The organism is Pseudomonas salmasensis, assembly GCF_014268375.2.
Classification (GTDB): domain Bacteria; phylum Pseudomonadota; class Gammaproteobacteria; order Pseudomonadales; family Pseudomonadaceae; genus Aquipseudomonas; species Aquipseudomonas salmasensis.
The window spans coordinates 3,549,229-3,566,895 of sequence record NZ_CP077083.1; the positions used below are offsets into that span (position 1 = coordinate 3,549,229).

Genomic DNA, 17,667 nt, shown 5'->3' on the forward strand with positions numbered 1-17,667 from the left:
CCTAGATGATTGCCGCGCATATCAGCGTAATGCCGCGGGCTTGGATCTGGTCGCGGGCCTCAAGCGGCAGGCGATCATCGGTAATAAGGGTATGGACGCTGCTCCAGGGCAGTTCCAGGTTGGGAATCTTGCGGCCGATCTTGTCGGATTCGACCATCACCACCACTTCACGGGCGACCTCGGCCATCACACGGCTCAAGCCCAGCAGCTCGTTGAAGGTGGTGGTGCCGCGCTGCAGGTCGATGCCATCGGCACCGATGAACAGCTGGTCAAAGTCGTAAGAACGCAGGACCTGCTCGGCGACCTGGCCCTGGAACGAATCCGAATGCGGGTCCCAAGTGCCGCCGGTCATCAACAGCACCGGCTCGTGTTCCAATTCGCTCAAGGCGCGGGCTACGTTCAGGGAGTTGGTCATCACCACCAGGCCCGGTTGATGGCCCAGTTCGGGAATCATCGCGGCGGTAGTGCTACCGCTGTCGATGATGATGCGCGCATGTTCACGCAAACGCTGCACGGCCGCACGGGCGATGGCGCGCTTGTAGGCCGAGATCGGCTGGGCAGCGTCGCCTACAAGCTCTTGGGGCATGGTGATTGCGCCGCCATAGCGACGCAGGAGCAGGCCGTTACTTTCGAGGGCGGCAAGGTCCTTGCGGATGGTCACTTCCGAAGTTTCGAAATGTTTGGCCAATTCGTCCACGCTGACTTCGCCCTGTTCGTTTAGCAAGGTCAGGATGTTGTGGCGTCGTTGGGGGGTGTTTCGTTTCGACATGGCAGTGATAAGTTTCGTTTCGAAAGATAACGAAGGCAATCAAAACCTATTGGCGAAAGATCGTCAAGAGGCGGAAGGCATTTTTGTAGAGCTTTCGGGCATGCCACTAAACAACTGTGGGAGCTGGCTTGCCTGCGATAGCGGCGTGTCAGGCGACATCATGATGAATGTCAGACCGCTATCGCAGGCAAGCCAGCTCCCACAGGAGTGCGCCCCAATCTATCGAATTGTGGATAACTCAGGTCTTCTTGATTTTGACCGGGCGTTTCCAGCCGTCGATGTTGCGTTGGCGAGCGCGGGCAACGGCCAGTTGGGACTTATCCACATCCTGGTTGATGGTTGAGCCCGCGGCGGTGTTGGAACCATCGCCGATAGTCACCGGAGCAACCAGCGAGTTATTGGAGCCGATGAACACGTCTTCACCAATGGTGGTCTGGTACTTGTTGGCACCGTCGTAGTTGCAGGTGATGGTACCGGCACCGATGTTGGTGCGGGCGCCGATGACGGCATCGCCCAGGTAAGTCAGGTGGCCGACTTTGGCGCCTTCGCCGAGCTGAGCGTTCTTCAGTTCGACAAAGTTACCCACATGGGCATTGGCCCCCAGCTCGCTACCCGGACGCAAGCGCGCAAACGGCCCGGCATCGCTGCCCTCGCCCATCACCGCACCGTCGATATGGCTGTTGGCCTTGACCACCACGCCTTTGCGCAAGGTGCTGTCCTTGATCACGCAGTTCGGGCCAATGATTACGCCGTCTTCAATGATCACGCGGCCTTCGAGGATCACGTTGATATCGATCAGGATGTCGCGGCCCACCGTGACTTCGCCACGTACATCGAAACGCGCGGGGTCTCGCAGGGTCACGCCCTGGGCCATCAGGCGCAGGCCTTCGCGCAGTTGATAGTGACGCTCCAGCTCTGCCAGTTGCTTGCGATCGTTGGCGCCCTGCACTTCCATCGGGTGGTGGGGTTGCTCGGTGGCGACCACCAGGCCATCGCTGACGGCCATCTCGATGACGTCGGTGAGGTAGTACTCGCCCTGGGCGTTGTTGTTGGACAGACGGCTCATCCAGTCGGCGAGCTTGTTGGCAGGCACGGCGAGAATGCCGGTGTTGCCTTCAGTAATCGCGCGCTGGGTTTCGCTGGCATCTTTGTGCTCGACGATCGCGGCGACCTTGCCATCGGCGTTGCGCACAATGCGGCCGTAGCCCGTAGGGTCATCCAGCTCAACGGTGAGCAGGCCCATCTGGCCAGGCACCACGTGCTTGAGCAGGCGTTGCAGGGTTTGCACTTCAATCAGCGGGACATCGCCGTAAAGGATCAATACCGTGTCTGCGGTGATGAAAGGCACAGCCTGCGCGGTCGCGTGGCCGGTGCCCAGTTGCTTGTCTTGTAATACGAAATTCAGATCGTCCGCGGCGAGGCGCTCGCGAACCAGGTCTGCACCATGGCCGATCACCACATGAATACGCTGTGGGTCCAACTGCCGGGCGCTGTGGATAACATGGCCCAGCATGGAATTGCCCGCGACCGGGTGCAGTACCTTGGGCAGGGCAGAACGCATGCGAGTGCCCTGGCCTGCGGCGAGAATGACGATTTCAAGAGACATGAATGGCTACCAATCCTGGGCGGTCCGGGTTCAGACCAAAGAAGTGTTTTGCAAAAAAAGAAAAAGGGTAGCCGAGGCTACCCTTTTTAATCAATCACGCATCAAGCAAAACGGCGTGGCCGCTTACTTCTTGCGGATCTGCTGGAGAGTACGCAGCTGGGCTGCGGCCTCGGCCAGACGGACTGCAGCAGCGCTGTAGTCGAAGTCTGCGCCTTTTTCGTTCAGCGCCTTCTCGGCAGCCTTGACGGCTTCCTGAGCGGAGGCTTCATCCAGGTCGCCAGCACGTTGCACGGTGTCGGCAAGTACCTTGACCATGTTCGGCTGAACCTCGAGGAAACCACCGGAGATGTAAAACACCTCACGTTCCCCGCCTTGCTTGGTCAGAGTGATCGGACCTGGCTTCAAGCTTGTGATCAGCGGGGCGTGACCCATGGCGATACCAAGATCACCCAGGTCACCGTGCGCTGTTACAAACTCGACCAGACCGGAGAAAATTTCCCCTTCCGCGCTGACGATATCGCAATGGACTGTCATAGCCATCTGATTGCCTCAACCTGATGAGCGCCCGTTTCCGGGCGCCAGGATTACAGTTTCTTGGCTTTCTCGATCGCTTCTTCGATGCCGCCGACCATGTAGAACGCTTGTTCTGGCAGGTGGTCGTAGTCACCGTTGAGGATGCCTTTGAAGCCAGCAATGGTGTCTTTCAGGGAAACGTATTTACCCGAGGCACCGGTGAAGACTTCAGCCACGAAGAACGGCTGCGACAAGAAACGCTGGATCTTACGAGCACGGTTTACCAACTGCTTGTCGGCTTCCGACAGCTCGTCCATACCCAGGATCGCAATGATGTCCTTCAGTTCTTTGTAACGCTGCAGCACGTACTGAACGCCGCGAGCGGTGTCGTAGTGCTCCTGGCCGATCACGTTCGGGTCCAGCTGGCGCGAAGTCGAGTCCAGTGGATCGACCGCTGGGTAGATACCCAGGGAAGCGATGTCACGGGACAGAACGACGGTAGCGTCCAAGTGGGCGAAGGTGGTAGCTGGCGACGGGTCGGTCAAGTCATCCGCAGGTACGTATACCGCTTGGATCGAGGTGATCGAACCTTCCTTGGTCGAAGTGATACGTTCTTGCAGAACGCCCATCTCTTCAGCCAGGGTCGGCTGGTAACCTACTGCCGAAGGCATACGGCCCAGCAGTGCGGATACTTCAGTACCGGCCAGGGTGTAACGGTAGATGTTGTCGACGAACAACAGAACGTCGTTACCTTCGTCACGGAACTTCTCGGCCATGGTCAGGCCAGTCAGGGCTACGCGCAGACGGTTTCCCGGCGGCTCGTTCATCTGACCGTAAACCAGTGCCACTTTGTCCAGAACGTTGGAGTCCTTCATCTCGTGGTAGAAGTCGTTACCCTCACGAGTACGCTCACCCACACCTGCGAACACGGAATAACCGCTGTGCTCGATGGCGATGTTACGGATCAGTTCCATCATGTTTACGGTCTTGCCTACACCGGCACCACCGAACAGACCGACTTTACCGCCCTTGGCGAACGGGCAAACCAGGTCGATAACCTTGATGCCGGTTTCCAGCAGGTCGTTGCCGCCCGCTTGTTCTGCGAACGAAGGTGCTGCGCGGTGAATGCCCCAGCGCTCTTCGGTGGCAATCGGGCCAGCTTCGTCGATCGGGTTGCCCAGTACGTCCATGATCCGGCCCAGGGTCGCTTTACCGACCGGTACGGAGATGGCAGCGCCAGTGTCGACAACGTCCAGACCGCGCTTCAAGCCTTCGGTGGAACCCATCGCAATGGTACGAACTACGCCGTCGCCCAGCTGCTGCTGGACTTCCAGGGTAGTTTCCGCGCCTTGTACTTTCAGCGCGTTGTAGATGCTCGGTACGCTGTCGCGTGGAAATTCCACGTCGATAACGGCGCCGATGATTTGAACGATACGTCCGCTACTCATAGCTGGATCCTCTGAATATTTGAACCGTTAAACCGCGGCAGCGCCGCCGACGATTTCCGAGATCTCTTGGGTGATCGCAGCCTGACGCGCCTTGTTGTAGATCAGCTGCAAATCGCTGATCAGATCACCGGCGTTATCGGTAGCGTTTTTCATCGCGATCATCCGCGCCGCTTGTTCAGCTGCGTTGTTCTCGACCACCGCCTGGTACACCTGCGACTCCACGTAGCGCACCATCAAGCCGTCAAGCAGCTCTTTGGCGTCTGGTTCGTAGAGGTAGTCCCAGTGGTGCTTGAGTTCCTGATCCGGAGTCGCCACCAGTGGAATCAATTGCTCCACGGTTGGCTGCTGGGTCATGGTGTTGATGAACTTGTTGGATACCACGGACAGGCGGTCAATCCGGCCTTCCAGGTACGCATCCAGCATCACCTTCACACTGCCGATCAAGTCATTGATCGACGGCTCTTCACCCAGGTGGCTGATAGCTGCAACGACGTTACCGCCGAAGTTGCGGAAAAAGGCCGCACCCTTGCTACCAACAACACACAGATCAATCTCGACGCCGTTTTCGCGGTTTACCGCCATGTCCTTGACCAGGGCCTTGAACAGGTTGGTATTCAGACCACCGCACAAACCACGGTCACTGCTCACTACCACATAACCCACACGCTTTACTGCGCGGTCGATCATGAACGGGTGGCGGTATTCCGGGTTGGCGTTGGCCAGATGCCCAATTACCTGGCGGATACGCTCCGCATAAGGACGGCTAGCAGCCATGCGCATTTGTGCCTTGCGCATTTTGCTGACCGCCACTTTTTCCATGGCGCTGGTAATTTTTTGCGTGCTTTTGATGCTCGCAATCTTACTGCGAATCTCTTTTGCGCCTGCCATGTAACACCTATCAGGTTAGCAAGCGGGAGCCTTGCGGCTCCCGCTGCGGCTTACCAGGTTTGGGTGGCCTTGAACTTCTCGATACCGGCTTTCATGCCAGCGTCGATATCGTCATTGAAGTCACCCTTCACGTTGATCTTCGCCATCAATTCGGCGTGATCGCGGTTGAAGTAAGCAATCAGCGCTTGTTCAAAGCTGCCGACCTTGGCGATTTCAACGTCGGTCAGGAACCCACGCTCAGCGGCATACAGCGACAACGCCATGTCAGCGATCGACATCGGGGCGTATTGCTTCTGCTTCATCAGCTCGGTAACGCGCTGACCATGCTCAAGTTGCTTACGGGTCGCTTCGTCCAGGTCAGAAGCGAACTGGGCGAATGCCGCCAGTTCACGGTACTGAGCCAGAGCGGTACGAATACCACCGGAGAGCTTCTTGATGATCTTGGTCTGAGCGGCACCACCCACACGGGATACCGAAACACCGGCGTTCACAGCAGGACGGATCCCGGAGTTGAACATGGCCGATTCCAGGAAGATCTGACCGTCGGTGATGGAAATCACGTTGGTCGGAACGAACGCGGAAACGTCGCCAGCCTGGGTTTCGATGATCGGCAGTGCGGTCAGGGAACCGGTTTTGCCGGTCACTGCGCCGTTGGTGAACTTCTCTACGTACTCTTCCGAAACGCGGGATGCGCGCTCCAGCAGACGGGAGTGGAGATAGAACACGTCGCCTGGGTAAGCTTCACGGCCTGGTGGACGGCGCAGCAGCAGGGAAATCTGGCGGTAAGCCACTGCTTGCTTGGACAGATCGTCATAAACGATCAGCGCGTCTTCACCGCGGTCGCGGAAGAATTCACCCATGGTGCAACCGGAGTACGGTGCCAGGAATTGCAGCGCAGGAGATTCCGAAGCACTGGCAGCCACGATGATCGTGTTGGCCAGGGCGCCGTTTTCTTCCAGCTTGCGAACCACGTTGGCGATGGTCGATTGCTTCTGACCGATGGCGACGTAGACGCAGAAAATGCCGCTGTCTTTCTGGTTGATGATCGCGTCGATCGCCAGAGCGGTCTTACCGATCTGACGGTCACCGATGATCAGCTCACGCTGGCCACGGCCGACTGGGATCATGGCATCGACAGCCTTGTAGCCAGTCTGTACAGGCTGGTCTACCGACTTACGCCAGATCACGCCTGGAGCAACTTTCTCGACCGCGTCGGTCTCGGTGTTGCCCAGTGGACCTTTACCGTCAACAGGGTTACCCAGTGCGTCGACAACGCGACCCAGCAGTTCCTTACCAACCGGAACTTCCAGGATGCGGCCTGTGCACTTGGCGCTCATGCCTTCAGCCAGACTGGTGTACGCGCCCAATACAACGGCACCTACGGAGTCTTGCTCCAGGTTGAGGGCCATACCGTAGACGCCGCCCGGAAACTCGATCATCTCGCCGTACATGACGTCGGCCAGACCGTGAATCCGCACGATGCCGTCAGATACGCTGACGACAGTGCCTTCGTTACGGGCTTGGGAGGTCACATCGAGCTTGTCGATGCGGCCCTTGATAATTTCACTTATTTCGGAAGGATTGAGTTGCTGCATTGCTCTGCTGCCCCTTCAAACTCAAGATTTCAATGCTTCGGCAAGTTTCGCGATTTTGCCGCGAATCGAGCCATCGATAACCAGGTCGCCGGCACGGATAACAACACCACCAATAAGCGATGCGTCCTCCGAAGCTTGCAGGCGCACTTCCCGATTGAGTCGTGCACTGAGAACCTTGGCGAGTTTGTCTTGCTGTTCTTGGTTCAATGCGAAAGCACTGGTCACTTCAACGTCTACCGATTTCTCTGCTTCGGCCTTGTACAGGTCGAACAGAGCGGCGATCTCCGGCAATAGCGGGAGACGGTCGTTTTCGGCAATGACGTGGATGAAGTTCTGCACCTTCACATCAAACTTGTCGCCGCACACTTCAATAAAAGTGGCGGCCTTGTCTGCGCTCGTCAGGCGCGGGGCCTTGAGCACGCGCTGCATGGTGTCGTCTTGCGACACTGCTGCAGCCAGGCCGAGCATGGCTGACCAAGAGGCCAGCTGCTGGTGGGCCTGGGCGTGCTCGAAGGCTGCCTTAGCGTAAGGTCGGGCCAACGTGGTCAGTTCTGCCATGATCGCCCTCGCTTAAATTTCAGCAGCCAGTTTGTTAACCAGCTCCGCGTGCGCGTTTTGATCGATTGTGGCACCGAGGATCTTCTCAGCACCGCCAACGGCCAGAGCACCCAGTTGGGCACGCAGCGCGTCTTTGACACCGTTCAGTTCCTGTTCGATCTCGGCATGAGCCGAAGCCTTCACACGGTCAGCTTCGACGCGGGCTTTTTCAACAGCCTCTTCGACGATCTGGTTACCGCGTTTCTTGGCTTGCTCAATGATCTCGGCTGCCTGTGCTTTAGCTTCGCGCAGTTGCTGACCCACTTTCTCGTGGGCCAACTCCAGGTCGCGAGCTGCACGGCTGGCAGCGTCCAAACCATCCGCGATCTTCTTCTGACGTTCGTGCAAAGCCGCGATGACCGGAGGCCACACGAACTTCATGCAAAACACTACAAAAATGAAGAACGCAACGGATTGGCCAATCAGGGTTGCATTAATGTTCACGCCAACACCTCGCTCATTCGTTGTCCATCACCCCAATCACTCGAAAAGTCGAGTGATTAGCCAGCGAGTTGACCAACGAAGGGGTTCGCGAAGGTGAAGAACAGTGCGATACCAACGCCGATCATGGTCACGGCGTCGAGCAGGCCGGCGACGATGAACATTTTAACTTGCAGCATTGGGACCATTTCTGGCTGACGCGCTGCGCCTTCCAGGAATTTGCCGCCCAGCAGGCCGAAACCAATGGCAGTACCCAGGGCGCCCAGGCCGATCAACAGTGCAACAGCGATAGCGGTTAGACCAACTACAGTTTCCATCTTTCCTCCCGACTTTTACGTCGTATGGTTTAGGTTTTTTAGATTTTAAAGCGGTAAAACAAATCGTTTCATAGCCCTGTTGGGCCACCTTCCCGTTTGACCGGGAAGGACATCAGACTAGTCGAGACTGGTCTTAATGGTTCTCTTCGTGCGCCATCGACAGGTAGACGATGGTCAGCATCATGAAGATGAAGGCCTGCAGGGTAATGATCAGGATGTGGAACACAGCCCACGCCCACTGCAGTACTACGCCCAGGCCGCTAAGCCAGAGCAGTCCGCTGCCGAACATCACAGCGATCAGAATGAACACCAGCTCGCCGGCATACATGTTGCCGAACAGTCGCAGAGCCAGGGAAATCGGCTTGGCGATCAGGGTGACGAATTCCAGCAGGAAGTTCACCGGGATCAGCAGGGCTTGAACGAAGATGTTCTTGCTGCCGAACGGGTGCAGGGTCAGTTCGCCGATGAAGCCGCCGATGCCCTTGACCTTGATGCTGTAGAAAATGATCAGCGCGAATACCGACAGAGCCATGCCCAGTGTGGCGTTCGGGTCAGTGGTGGATACGGCGCGGAATGGAATGTGTGGGTCGCCGGAGATCGCCATGGCCAACTGAGGAATCCAGTCCACCGGAATCAGGTCGACGGCGTTCATCAGGAACACCCACACGAAGATGGTCAGTGCCAGCGGTGCAATCACCGGGCTACGGCCATGGAAGCTGTCTTTCACGCTGCCATCGACGAATTCGACCAATACTTCAACGAAGTTCTGCAAAGCACCTGGCTGACCGGAAGTCGCCTTCTTTGCCGCCATGCGGAAAATCAGGACGAAGATCAGGCCCAATGCGACCGACCAACCCAGAGTATCCAGGTGGAAAGCCCAGAAACCCATTTCTTTGGCTTCTGCTGCGGTGTGGGCAAAGCCCCAGCCGCCATTAGGAAGCTGACCGAAGGTCAGGTTCTGCAAGTGGTGCTGGATATAGCCCGAAGCGGTTGTTTCTGCCATGGTTGCCTCAAACGCCCTAAGGTTTCGAAAGTCTTGTTTTCATTAGCAGGGGAGCGAACCAGCTGACCAGTTGGGTCAACACGAAGACGCCGAATACAGCCAGCGGCGCCAATGGCTTCACACCTGCAAAGGTCAGTGCAAACAGCACTGCCGTCAAAATCAGTTTCCCCGCCTCGCCGGCATAAAAAGACCGGACGATAGCCTGGGCTGCTCGGGCGCCGGAAAACCGAAAGGCCCTGTGAGCAAAATACATATTGGGCAGCAAGGCTATCAGGCCTCCGCAGAGTCCTGAATACCCGGCTACGACTCCATGCCAATACCAAAGCGCCAATGCGGCGATCAGCAAAATGACAAATTGAGCCAGTAGAACCGGAAAAACAGCCAAGCGATGGAACGGCAACGTGTTTGGCGTGCGGGTTTCCATCACTCTTGCTCCTCAATGGTCGGCTGCCGGAAATCAATAACTTGGCATAATTTGTGCCGACAAAATGCGCGCAGAGTATAGGGGCGGTTCAGCCCCTATTCAACTGTCGGGTAGTGATTTCCGATCACGCGCTACATAAGCAAATGTTTCAGCGGATGTGGGCAAGGACGCCTTGAAGCTCGTCAAGGGAGTTATATCCGATAACCAATTGCCCTTTGCCCTTCTTGCCGTGACGAATTTGCACCGCAGACCCCAGGCGCTCGGCCAGGCGCTGCTCGAGGCGCGCGATATCCGGATCAGGTTTGGCGGTTTCAACCGGTGCAGGTTTGCCGCTGAGCCACTGGCGCACCAGCGCTTCGGTCTGACGTACGGTCAGGCCTCGTGCGACAACGTGTCGCGCCCCTTCAACCTGTTGATTTTCGGGCAAACCGAGCAACGCACGTGCATGGCCCATTTCCAGGTCGCCGTGGGACAACATGGTCTTGATCACTTCCGGCAGCGCGATCAAACGCAACAAGTTGGACACGGTGACGCGGGACTTGCCCACCGCCTCGGCCACTTGTTGCTGGGTGAGCTGGAATTCCTGCTGCAAACGCTGCAACGCAATCGCTTCTTCGATCGGGTTGAGGTCTTCACGCTGGATATTCTCGATCAATGCCATGGCGATCGCGGTTTCATCCGGTACATCGCGCACCATGGCCGGGATGGTTTCCTTGCCGGCCTGCTGGCTGGCACGCCAGCGGCGCTCCCCGGCGATGATCTCAAAGCGGCCACCGCCAATGGGGCGCACCACGATGGGCTGCATCACGCCCTGGGCCTTGATCGAGTTGGACAGTTCTTCCAGGGCCTGGGGGTCCATGTCCCGACGTGGCTGGTATTTGCCGCGCTGGATCAGGTCCAGCGGCAAGTGCTGCAGCTCGCGCTCGTCGGCCTGCACCGCTTGTTCTTCAAGCGATGTGACGGTCGGACCACTCAACAGTGCATCCAGTCCACGTCCGAGACCTCGTTTCTTGACGGCCATGGGGGTTCCTTAAGTTGGCTGGGCTGCAGCGGTACGTGAATTGCGGCGTTGACGGCGAACCATCTCGCCGGCCAATGCCAGGTAGGCAATGGCACCACGCGAGGATTTGTCGTACGCCAGCGCGGGCATGCCATAGCTTGGCGCTTCGGCCAGGCGGATGTTGCGTGGAATCACGGTGTCGTATAACTGGTCACCGAAGTGTTCCTTGAGCTGCGCCGACACATCGTTCATCAGGCTCAGGCGCGGGTCGAACATCGTCCGCAACAAGCCTTCGATCTGCAGTTTCGGGTTGAGCAACTCGGCAATGCGCTTGATGTTATCCACAAGGTCGCTCAGGCCTTCCAACGCGTAGTACTCGCACTGCATGGGGATAATCACCCCATCGGCGGCTACCAGGGCGTTAAGCGTGAGCATCGACAGCGACGGTGGGCAGTCGATCAAAATGTAATCGTAGTTGTCGCGAATGGGCGCCAGGGCGCTGCGCAGACGGCTTTCTTTCATCTGCATTTCCAGCAGCACCACTTCCGCCGCGGTCAGATCGCGGTTGGCCGGTAGCAGTTGGTAACCGCCGTGCTCGGAATAGTGCATGGCCTGGGCCAGGTCGCATTCGCCAATCAGCAAATCGTAGACCGAGTTTTCCAGGCCGTGTTTATCCACACCGCTACCCATGGTGGCGTTGCCCTGTGGATCGAGATCGATCAGCAGCACCCGACGCTTGGTCGCGACCAGGGATGCTGCGAGGTTGATACAGGTGGTGGTTTTACCCACACCACCTTTCTGGTTCGCTATCGCGAATACCTTAGCCATTCTTGCTTGTGTTCCCAATCATGCCGTGCGGCGCAGTATCAGCAGATGGCGTTGGCCTTGGCAACCAGGTACGGCCAAGGCGTGTTCGCTATCGAGGTGGAAGTCTGCCGGCAATGCTAACAGCTCGTCGCTTGGATGAACGCCCTTCATTGCCAGCCAGCGTGTGTCACGGTCGCCCAGGTGGCGCGTCCAGTTGCTGAAGTTCTCCATGCTGCTGAATGCCCGGGATACGATCCCGTTGAACGGCAGTTCAGGCGTGAACGCTTCGACACGACTGTGGATAACGTGCAGGTTATCCAGCTTGAGTTCGAGTTTGACCTGGGTCAGGAAGCGGGTTTTCTTGCCGTTGCTATCCAGGCAGGTCACCTGGGCCTCGGGAAACAGGATCGCCAACGGAATGCCAGGCATACCGCCGCCGCTGCCGACGTCGAGCCAACGGCCATTTTCGATAAACGGCATCACGCTGAGGCTGTCGAGCAAATGCCGCGACACCATCTCGTCTGGGTCACGTACTGCGGTCAGGTTGTATGCCTTGTTCCATTTGATCAACAGGGCCAGGTAGCCCAGCAGTAACTCATGCTGGGCTTCGGTCAGGGCCACGCCCAACTGGCGCGCTCCTGTGGATAACTCTTCGGCGTGTTGCGAGGTGACCAACGAACTCAAGCGCTTTGCTCCAACTGACGGCCCGCGCCGCGTTTTTTCAAATGAATCATCAACAGCGAGATGGCTGCTGGGGTGACGCCAGGGATACGTGAAGCCTGGCCGAGGGTTTCCGGCCGAGTTATCCCCAGCTTGCTTTGGATTTCTTTCGACAACCCGGAAATCCCGGTGTAGTCGATATCCACAGGCAGCTTGGTGTCTTCACTGGCGCGCAGCCGGGCGATCTCGTCCTGCTGGCGATCAATGTAGCCTGCGTATTTGGTCTTGATCTCAACCTGTTCGGCAACCTGTGGGTCTTCTGCGCCCTGGCCAGTCACTTCGACCAGACCAGCGTAGTCGATTTCCGGACGGGAAAGCAGGTTGAGCAAGTTGTACTCATGGGTCAACGGCGTGCCGAATTTTTCTGCAATGGCGTCGCCCTGCTCCGTGCCCGGGCGAACCCAGGTGCTTTTCAGACGCTGTTCTTCGAGCGCAATGCTTTCGCGTTTTGTGCAGAAGGCCGCCCAGCGGGCGTCATCGACCAGGCCCAGCTCGCGACCTTTTTCGGTCAAGCGCAGGTCGGCGTTGTCTTCGCGCAGGATCAGACGGTATTCCGCCCGGGAAGTGAACATCCGGTACGGTTCCTGGGTACCCAGGGTAATCAGGTCGTCGACCAATACGCCGATGTAGGCTTCATCGCGACGCGGGCACCAGCTGTCTTTGCCCTGTGCACGCAATGCCGCGTTGGTCCCGGCCAGCAAACCTTGGGCGCCGGCTTCTTCATAACCGGTGGTGCCGTTGATTTGGCCGGCGAAGAACAGGCCGCCAATCACTTTGGTTTCCAGGCTGTATTTCAGGTCGCGCGGGTCGAAGTAGTCGTACTCGATGGCGTAGCCCGGACGCACGATATGCGCGTTTTCCATACCGCGAATCGACTGCACGATCTGGATTTGCACATCGAACGGCAGCGAAGTGGAAATTCCGTTCGGATACAGCTCGTGGGTGGTCAACCCTTCCGGCTCGATAAAGACCTGGTGGCTTTCCTTGTCGGCAAAGCGGTGGATCTTGTCTTCGATCGACGGGCAATAACGCGGGCCAATGCCTTCGATCACCCCGGAATACATCGGCGAACGATCAAGGTTTGCAGCAATAATTTCGTGGGTACGCGCATTGGTGTGGGTTATCCAGCAGCTGACCTGTTTCGGATGCTGTTCCTTGGAGCCCATGAACGACATGACCGGAATCGGCGTATCGCCGGCTTGTTCGGTCATCACCGAAAAATCCACGGAACGCCCGTCAATACGTGGCGGGGTCCCGGTTTTCAGGCGACCGACACGCAGTGGCAATTCCCGCAGGCGTTTTGCCAGAGCAATCGACGGCGGATCGCCAGCGCGACCACCGGAATAATTCTGCATACCGATGTGGATAAGCCCACCCAGGAAGGTGCCGGTAGTCAGCACTACGGATTCTGCGAAGAAACGCAGGCCCATTTGCGTGACAACACCCCGTACCTGGTCCTGTTCGACGATCAGGTCATCGGCGGCCTGCTGAAATATCCACAGGTTCGGCTGGTTTTCCAGGGTTTCACGTACCGCTGCCTTGTACAGGATACGGTCGGCCTGGGCGCGGGTTGCACGCACGGCCGGGCCTTTGCGGCTGTTGAGCACACGAAACTGAATACCACCTTTGTCGGTGGCCATGGCCATCACGCCGCCAAGGGCATCGATTTCCTTGACCAGATGGCTTTTGCCAATCCCGCCAATCGCGGGGTTGCAACTCATGGCACCGAGGGTTTCCACGTTATGCGTCAGCAACAGGGTTTTTACGCCCATGCGTGCTGACGCCAGTGCTGCCTCGGTACCGGCATGACCGCCGCCGATGACGATCACTTCAAAACGGGAAGGGAAATCCACCACGCACCTCGTGCCTGCTTATGTAGGTAATCAGGAATTGTTTGTTGAAAGGGTTTTAGAGCTTTGCGGGCAAGTATAGGGACTTAGCCCTTCCTAAAGAACCCTTTGCACAAAATTTAACCAGCTGTGGATGAATCACAGACAATAGAAATTAAAAGAGAGAAATTTATTAAATCTTTGTTTTTATGTTTATTTATACTGAGCCAGTTTTCTGTGGATAGATCTCTACAGCCCTTTATTTTCAATGTGTACAGCGATTCAAAACACTGTGATCATGTGCCAATGAGGCCCTTGGATAAGTGGTTTAAGCCTGTGGATTAAACGAGTGGTTATCCACAGACAGGTTTTTACTCAGGTTTCAGGCCCTGTTATCAACTGGGCACAGGAGGGGTTATTCACAGGGCTTAATCCACAAAAAAGCCTGAACCTGCGTAAATAGCGTGCACGGCAAAGCCGCCATCGCAGGCAAAGGAAATCAAAAATAGGATCTGGGCGCCCTGAAGCAGGCTGAGCAGACAGGCACCGAAGGCCTGTCTGTGGAGATCGCGGGTTTACTTACCGATACAGAAGCTGGAAAAGATCCTGCCGAGCAAATCATCCGAACTGAAAGCCCCGGTGATTTCACCCAACAGCTGCTGCGCCTGACGCAAATCTTCCGCCAGCAGCTCCCCAGCCCCCGCCAAGGTCAGCTGGGCCCGCCCGTGCTCCAAGGCCGCGCTGGCATGACGCAGCGCTTCCAGGTGCCTGCGGCGCGCACTGAAGCTGCTTTCCGACGTCTGTTCGTAGCCCATGCAGGCTTTAAGGTGCTCGCGCAGCAACTCCAGACCCTCGCCGGCCGATTTCGCGCTCAAGCTGATAGTGACGTGGCCATCTTCACTGGTTTCCAGGGCGATGGCTTCACCCGTAAGGTCGGCCTTGTTACGGATTAAGGTGACTTTGGCCGGGTCTGGCCGTTGTTCAAGGAATTCGGGCCACAAGGCAAAAGGATCCACAGCTTCCGGCGCAGTGGCATCCACCACCAGCAACACACGGTCGGCTTCGCTGATCGCCTTGAGCGCACGTTCCACGCCGATCTTTTCCACCTGGTCGTCGGTATCGCGTAAACCAGCGGTGTCCACCACGTGCAGCGGCATACCGTCGATGTGGATATGTTCACGCAAGATATCCCGGGTAGTGCCGGCGATCTCGGTGACGATGGCCGCTTCGCGCCCTGCCAGGGCATTGAGCAGGCTGGACTTGCCGGCATTGGGCCTGCCGGCAATCACCACCGTCATTCCATCGCGTAGCAAGGCGCCCTGCCCGGCTTCGCGCAGCACTGTGGATAACTCGTCGCGGACTTTATCCAACATCGCCAATACATGGCCGTCCGCCAGGAAGTCGATTTCTTCCTCCGGAAAATCAATCGCGGCTTCGACGTAGATGCGCAGACTGATCAACTGCTCGGTCAAGGTATGCACACGCAGGGAAAAAGCCCCCTGCAATGAACGCAATGCGTTACGTGCAGCCTGTGCGGAACTGGCTTCGATCAAATCGGCGATGGCTTCGGCCTGGGCCAGGTCGAGCTTATCGTTCAAGAATGCGCGTTCGCTGAATTCCCCTGGCCTGGCCAGGCGGCAGCCCAATTGCAAGCAGCGCTGCAGCAGCATATCCAACACCACAGGGCCACCGTGCCCCTGTAATTCAAGGACATCTTCACCGGTGAACGAGTTTGGCCCAGGAAAATAGATGGCCAAACCCTCGTCCAATACGCTTTGGTCGGCATCCAGGAACTGGCCGTAATGGGCGTAACGGGGTTTCAGCTCCCGGCCGCTGATAGCCTTGGCTGCCACGCCCGCCAATGGCCCGGAAATTCGAACGATACCGACGCCGCCTCGACCTTGAGCGGTGGCGACAGCAGCGATGGTTTCACGAGGAGCGCTCATCAGCAGGTTCCAGAACAAAAGTGACGGAAAGCAAAACGCCCCACTAGGGGGCGTCTTGAGTGGTTATCCACAGAGTAAATTACGCCTCGGCTTTTTGGGTAGCCGCTTCGATTTTACGTGTGATGTACCACTGTTGAGAGATCGACAACACGTTGTTGACCACCCAGTACAGTACCAAGCCAGCAGGGAACCACAGGAAGAAGAAGGTGAAGATGATTGGCATCATTTTCATTACCTTGGCCTGCATCGGATCCGGCGGGGTTGGGTTCAGACGCTGCTGGATAAACATGGTCGCGCCCATGATGATCGGCAGGATAAAGAACGGGTCTTTGATCGACAGGTCAGTTATCCACAGCATGAACGGCGCCTGGCGCATTTCCACGCTTTCCAGGAGTACCCAGTACAGCGACAGGAATACCGGCATCTGCACCAGAATCGGCAAGCATCCACCCAGCGGGTTGATCTTCTCTTTCTTGTACAGCTCCATCATGGCCTGCGACATTTTCTGCCGGTCATCACCATGTTGTTCTTTCAACGCGGCCAGTTTCGGGGCCACGGCACGCATACGCGCCATCGACTTGTAGCTGGCTGCCGACAGAGGGAAGAAAAGCCCTTTGATCAGCATGGTCAGGAAGATGATCGACCAGCCCCAGTTACCGACGATGCTGTGGATATGTTGCAACAGCCAGAAGATCGGCTGGGCAATGAACCACAGGAAGCCGTAATCCACAGTCAGTTCCAGACCTGGGGACAACTCTTTCAATACGGCCTGGCTTTTAGGGCCGGCGTACAGGGTAGCGCTGGTTTCAGCCTTGGCACCTGGAGCGACGGTCAACGCCGGGCCAGTGAAGCCAATGATGTAGTTGCCCTGGCTGTCCTTGCGGGTTTGAACCAGGTTCGCGTCACCCTTGTTCGGGATCCAGGCGGTCACGAAATAGTGCTGCAGCCACGCTACCCAGCCACCTTGGACGGTTTCTTTCAGCGTGCCCTTGTCGATATCTTTCATCGACACTTTTTTGTACGGCTCGTTACTTGTCCACAGGGCGGCGCCCAGGTAAGTCGCGGTGCCGGTGGCGGTGCTGGAAGACGGATCGGAGCTGGCATCACGCTTGAGCTGGGCAAACAGGTTGCCGCTCCAGGCTTTGTCGCTGGTGTTGTCGATCAGGTAAGTGACCTTCAGATCATACAAACCGCGGGTAAAGCTGAAACGCTTGATGTAGTTGACGCCGTCGAGGCTGAATTTCAGGTCGACGTTCAACTGGTTCTGGCCGTCTGCCAGTTGATAAGTCTTCTGTTCGGTCGAATAAACCGGACGACCGGTAGCACGTGCATCCGGACCATTGGTGCCGGTCAGGCCGCTTTGCGCCAGATAAGTACGTTCACCGCCGTTATCGAACAGTTGGAACGGCACATCCGGATGGTCTTGGCGACGTGGATAAAGCGGCAGCTTCAGCTGTGCGATATCACCACCCTGTGGGTCGATAGCCAGGTCGAGCACATCCGTTTTCACGTGGATGAGGTCTTTGTTGGTGACCACTGGCGTTTCTAACGGGGCACTTGTCTCGCCATTCGCGCTGGGAACATCGGCACTCGCGGACGCATTGTTACCCAGCGGGGTGTCCGGAATAGCCGGCGCAGCCTGATTGGTAGCAACATTCTGAGTCGGCAGGGCAGCCTGACCGTAGTCCTGGTTCCATTTAAGGACCATGACATAGGACACGATTGCCAGGGCGACGATCAGGATTGTGCGTTTAATATCCATGA

17 protein-coding genes are annotated in these 17,667 nt (G+C 57.3%); all 17 read right to left on the reverse strand.

Going from position 1 to position 17,667, the window contains the following annotated elements:
• Position 1: 1 nt before the first annotated feature.
• Positions 2 to 769 carry a DeoR/GlpR family DNA-binding transcription regulator gene (locus HU731_RS15985; RefSeq protein WP_032894387.1) on the reverse strand — a complete coding sequence of 256 codons (768 nt, stop codon included), beginning with the start codon at positions 767 to 769 and terminating at the stop codon, positions 2 to 4.
• A gap of 238 nt (positions 770 to 1,007) precedes the next feature.
• On the reverse strand, positions 1,008 to 2,375 hold the full coding sequence (glmU, locus tag HU731_RS15990; RefSeq protein ID WP_186607488.1) for a bifunctional UDP-N-acetylglucosamine diphosphorylase/glucosamine-1-phosphate N-acetyltransferase GlmU: 1,368 nt from the start codon (positions 2,373 to 2,375) through the stop codon (positions 1,008 to 1,010).
• 123 nt (positions 2,376 to 2,498) lie between these two features.
• The gene (locus HU731_RS15995; RefSeq protein WP_003195825.1) at positions 2,499 to 2,915 is read right to left on the reverse strand and encodes a F0F1 ATP synthase subunit epsilon; all 417 of its coding nucleotides are present in this window, start codon (positions 2,913 to 2,915) and stop codon (positions 2,499 to 2,501) included.
• A 44-nt stretch (positions 2,916 to 2,959) separates the two neighbouring features.
• On the reverse strand, positions 2,960 to 4,336 hold the full coding sequence (gene atpD, locus HU731_RS16000; protein ID WP_003195827.1) for a F0F1 ATP synthase subunit beta: 1,377 nt from the start codon (positions 4,334 to 4,336) through the stop codon (positions 2,960 to 2,962).
• A gap of 27 nt (positions 4,337 to 4,363) precedes the next feature.
• On the reverse strand, positions 4,364 to 5,224 hold the full coding sequence (atpG, locus tag HU731_RS16005) for a F0F1 ATP synthase subunit gamma (protein ID WP_003233565.1): 861 nt from the start codon (positions 5,222 to 5,224) through the stop codon (positions 4,364 to 4,366).
• 50 nt (positions 5,225 to 5,274) lie between these two features.
• The gene (gene atpA / locus HU731_RS16010; RefSeq protein ID WP_003195831.1) at positions 5,275 to 6,819 is read right to left on the reverse strand and encodes a F0F1 ATP synthase subunit alpha; all 1,545 of its coding nucleotides are present in this window, start codon (positions 6,817 to 6,819) and stop codon (positions 5,275 to 5,277) included.
• A 21-nt stretch (positions 6,820 to 6,840) separates the two neighbouring features.
• The gene (locus HU731_RS16015) at positions 6,841 to 7,377 is read right to left on the reverse strand and encodes a F0F1 ATP synthase subunit delta (RefSeq protein WP_003195833.1); all 537 of its coding nucleotides are present in this window, start codon (positions 7,375 to 7,377) and stop codon (positions 6,841 to 6,843) included.
• A gap of 12 nt (positions 7,378 to 7,389) precedes the next feature.
• Positions 7,390 to 7,860 carry a F0F1 ATP synthase subunit B gene (locus HU731_RS16020; RefSeq protein ID WP_003195835.1) on the reverse strand — a complete coding sequence of 157 codons (471 nt, stop codon included), beginning with the start codon at positions 7,858 to 7,860 and terminating at the stop codon, positions 7,390 to 7,392.
• 56 nt (positions 7,861 to 7,916) lie between these two features.
• On the reverse strand, positions 7,917 to 8,174 hold the full coding sequence (atpE, locus tag HU731_RS16025; protein WP_002555987.1) for a F0F1 ATP synthase subunit C: 258 nt from the start codon (positions 8,172 to 8,174) through the stop codon (positions 7,917 to 7,919).
• Positions 8,175 to 8,307: 133 nt separating this feature from the next.
• Positions 8,308 to 9,177 carry a F0F1 ATP synthase subunit A gene (gene atpB / locus HU731_RS16030; protein WP_003195886.1) on the reverse strand — a complete coding sequence of 290 codons (870 nt, stop codon included), beginning with the start codon at positions 9,175 to 9,177 and terminating at the stop codon, positions 8,308 to 8,310.
• A gap of 16 nt (positions 9,178 to 9,193) precedes the next feature.
• A complete protein-coding gene (locus HU731_RS16035; protein WP_010565865.1) occupies positions 9,194 to 9,601 on the reverse strand; it encodes a F0F1 ATP synthase subunit I in 408 nt (135 codons plus the stop codon).
• Positions 9,602 to 9,749: 148 nt separating this feature from the next.
• The gene (locus HU731_RS16040) at positions 9,750 to 10,622 is read right to left on the reverse strand and encodes a ParB/RepB/Spo0J family partition protein (RefSeq protein WP_003195890.1); all 873 of its coding nucleotides are present in this window, start codon (positions 10,620 to 10,622) and stop codon (positions 9,750 to 9,752) included.
• Positions 10,623 to 10,631: 9 nt separating this feature from the next.
• Positions 10,632 to 11,429: a ParA family protein gene (locus tag HU731_RS16045; protein ID WP_003195891.1), complete on the reverse strand. Its 798-nt coding sequence runs from the start codon at positions 11,427 to 11,429 to the stop codon at positions 10,632 to 10,634.
• An 18-nt stretch (positions 11,430 to 11,447) separates the two neighbouring features.
• Positions 11,448 to 12,092: a 16S rRNA (guanine(527)-N(7))-methyltransferase RsmG gene (gene rsmG, locus HU731_RS16050; RefSeq protein WP_186607487.1), complete on the reverse strand. Its 645-nt coding sequence runs from the start codon at positions 12,090 to 12,092 to the stop codon at positions 11,448 to 11,450.
• Positions 12,089 to 13,981: a tRNA uridine-5-carboxymethylaminomethyl(34) synthesis enzyme MnmG gene (gene mnmG, locus HU731_RS16055; protein WP_069556977.1), complete on the reverse strand. Its 1,893-nt coding sequence runs from the start codon at positions 13,979 to 13,981 to the stop codon at positions 12,089 to 12,091. Before mnmG ends, rsmG begins: the two co-directional genes overlap by 4 nt.
• A gap of 551 nt (positions 13,982 to 14,532) precedes the next feature.
• Positions 14,533 to 15,903, reverse strand: coding sequence for a tRNA uridine-5-carboxymethylaminomethyl(34) synthesis GTPase MnmE (mnmE, locus tag HU731_RS16060; RefSeq protein WP_186607486.1), 1,371 nt, complete (start codon positions 15,901 to 15,903; stop codon positions 14,533 to 14,535).
• A 79-nt stretch (positions 15,904 to 15,982) separates the two neighbouring features.
• Positions 15,983 to 17,665: a membrane protein insertase YidC gene (yidC, locus tag HU731_RS16065; protein ID WP_003195904.1), complete on the reverse strand. Its 1,683-nt coding sequence runs from the start codon at positions 17,663 to 17,665 to the stop codon at positions 15,983 to 15,985.
• Between the last annotated feature and the right edge of the window lie 2 nt (positions 17,666 to 17,667).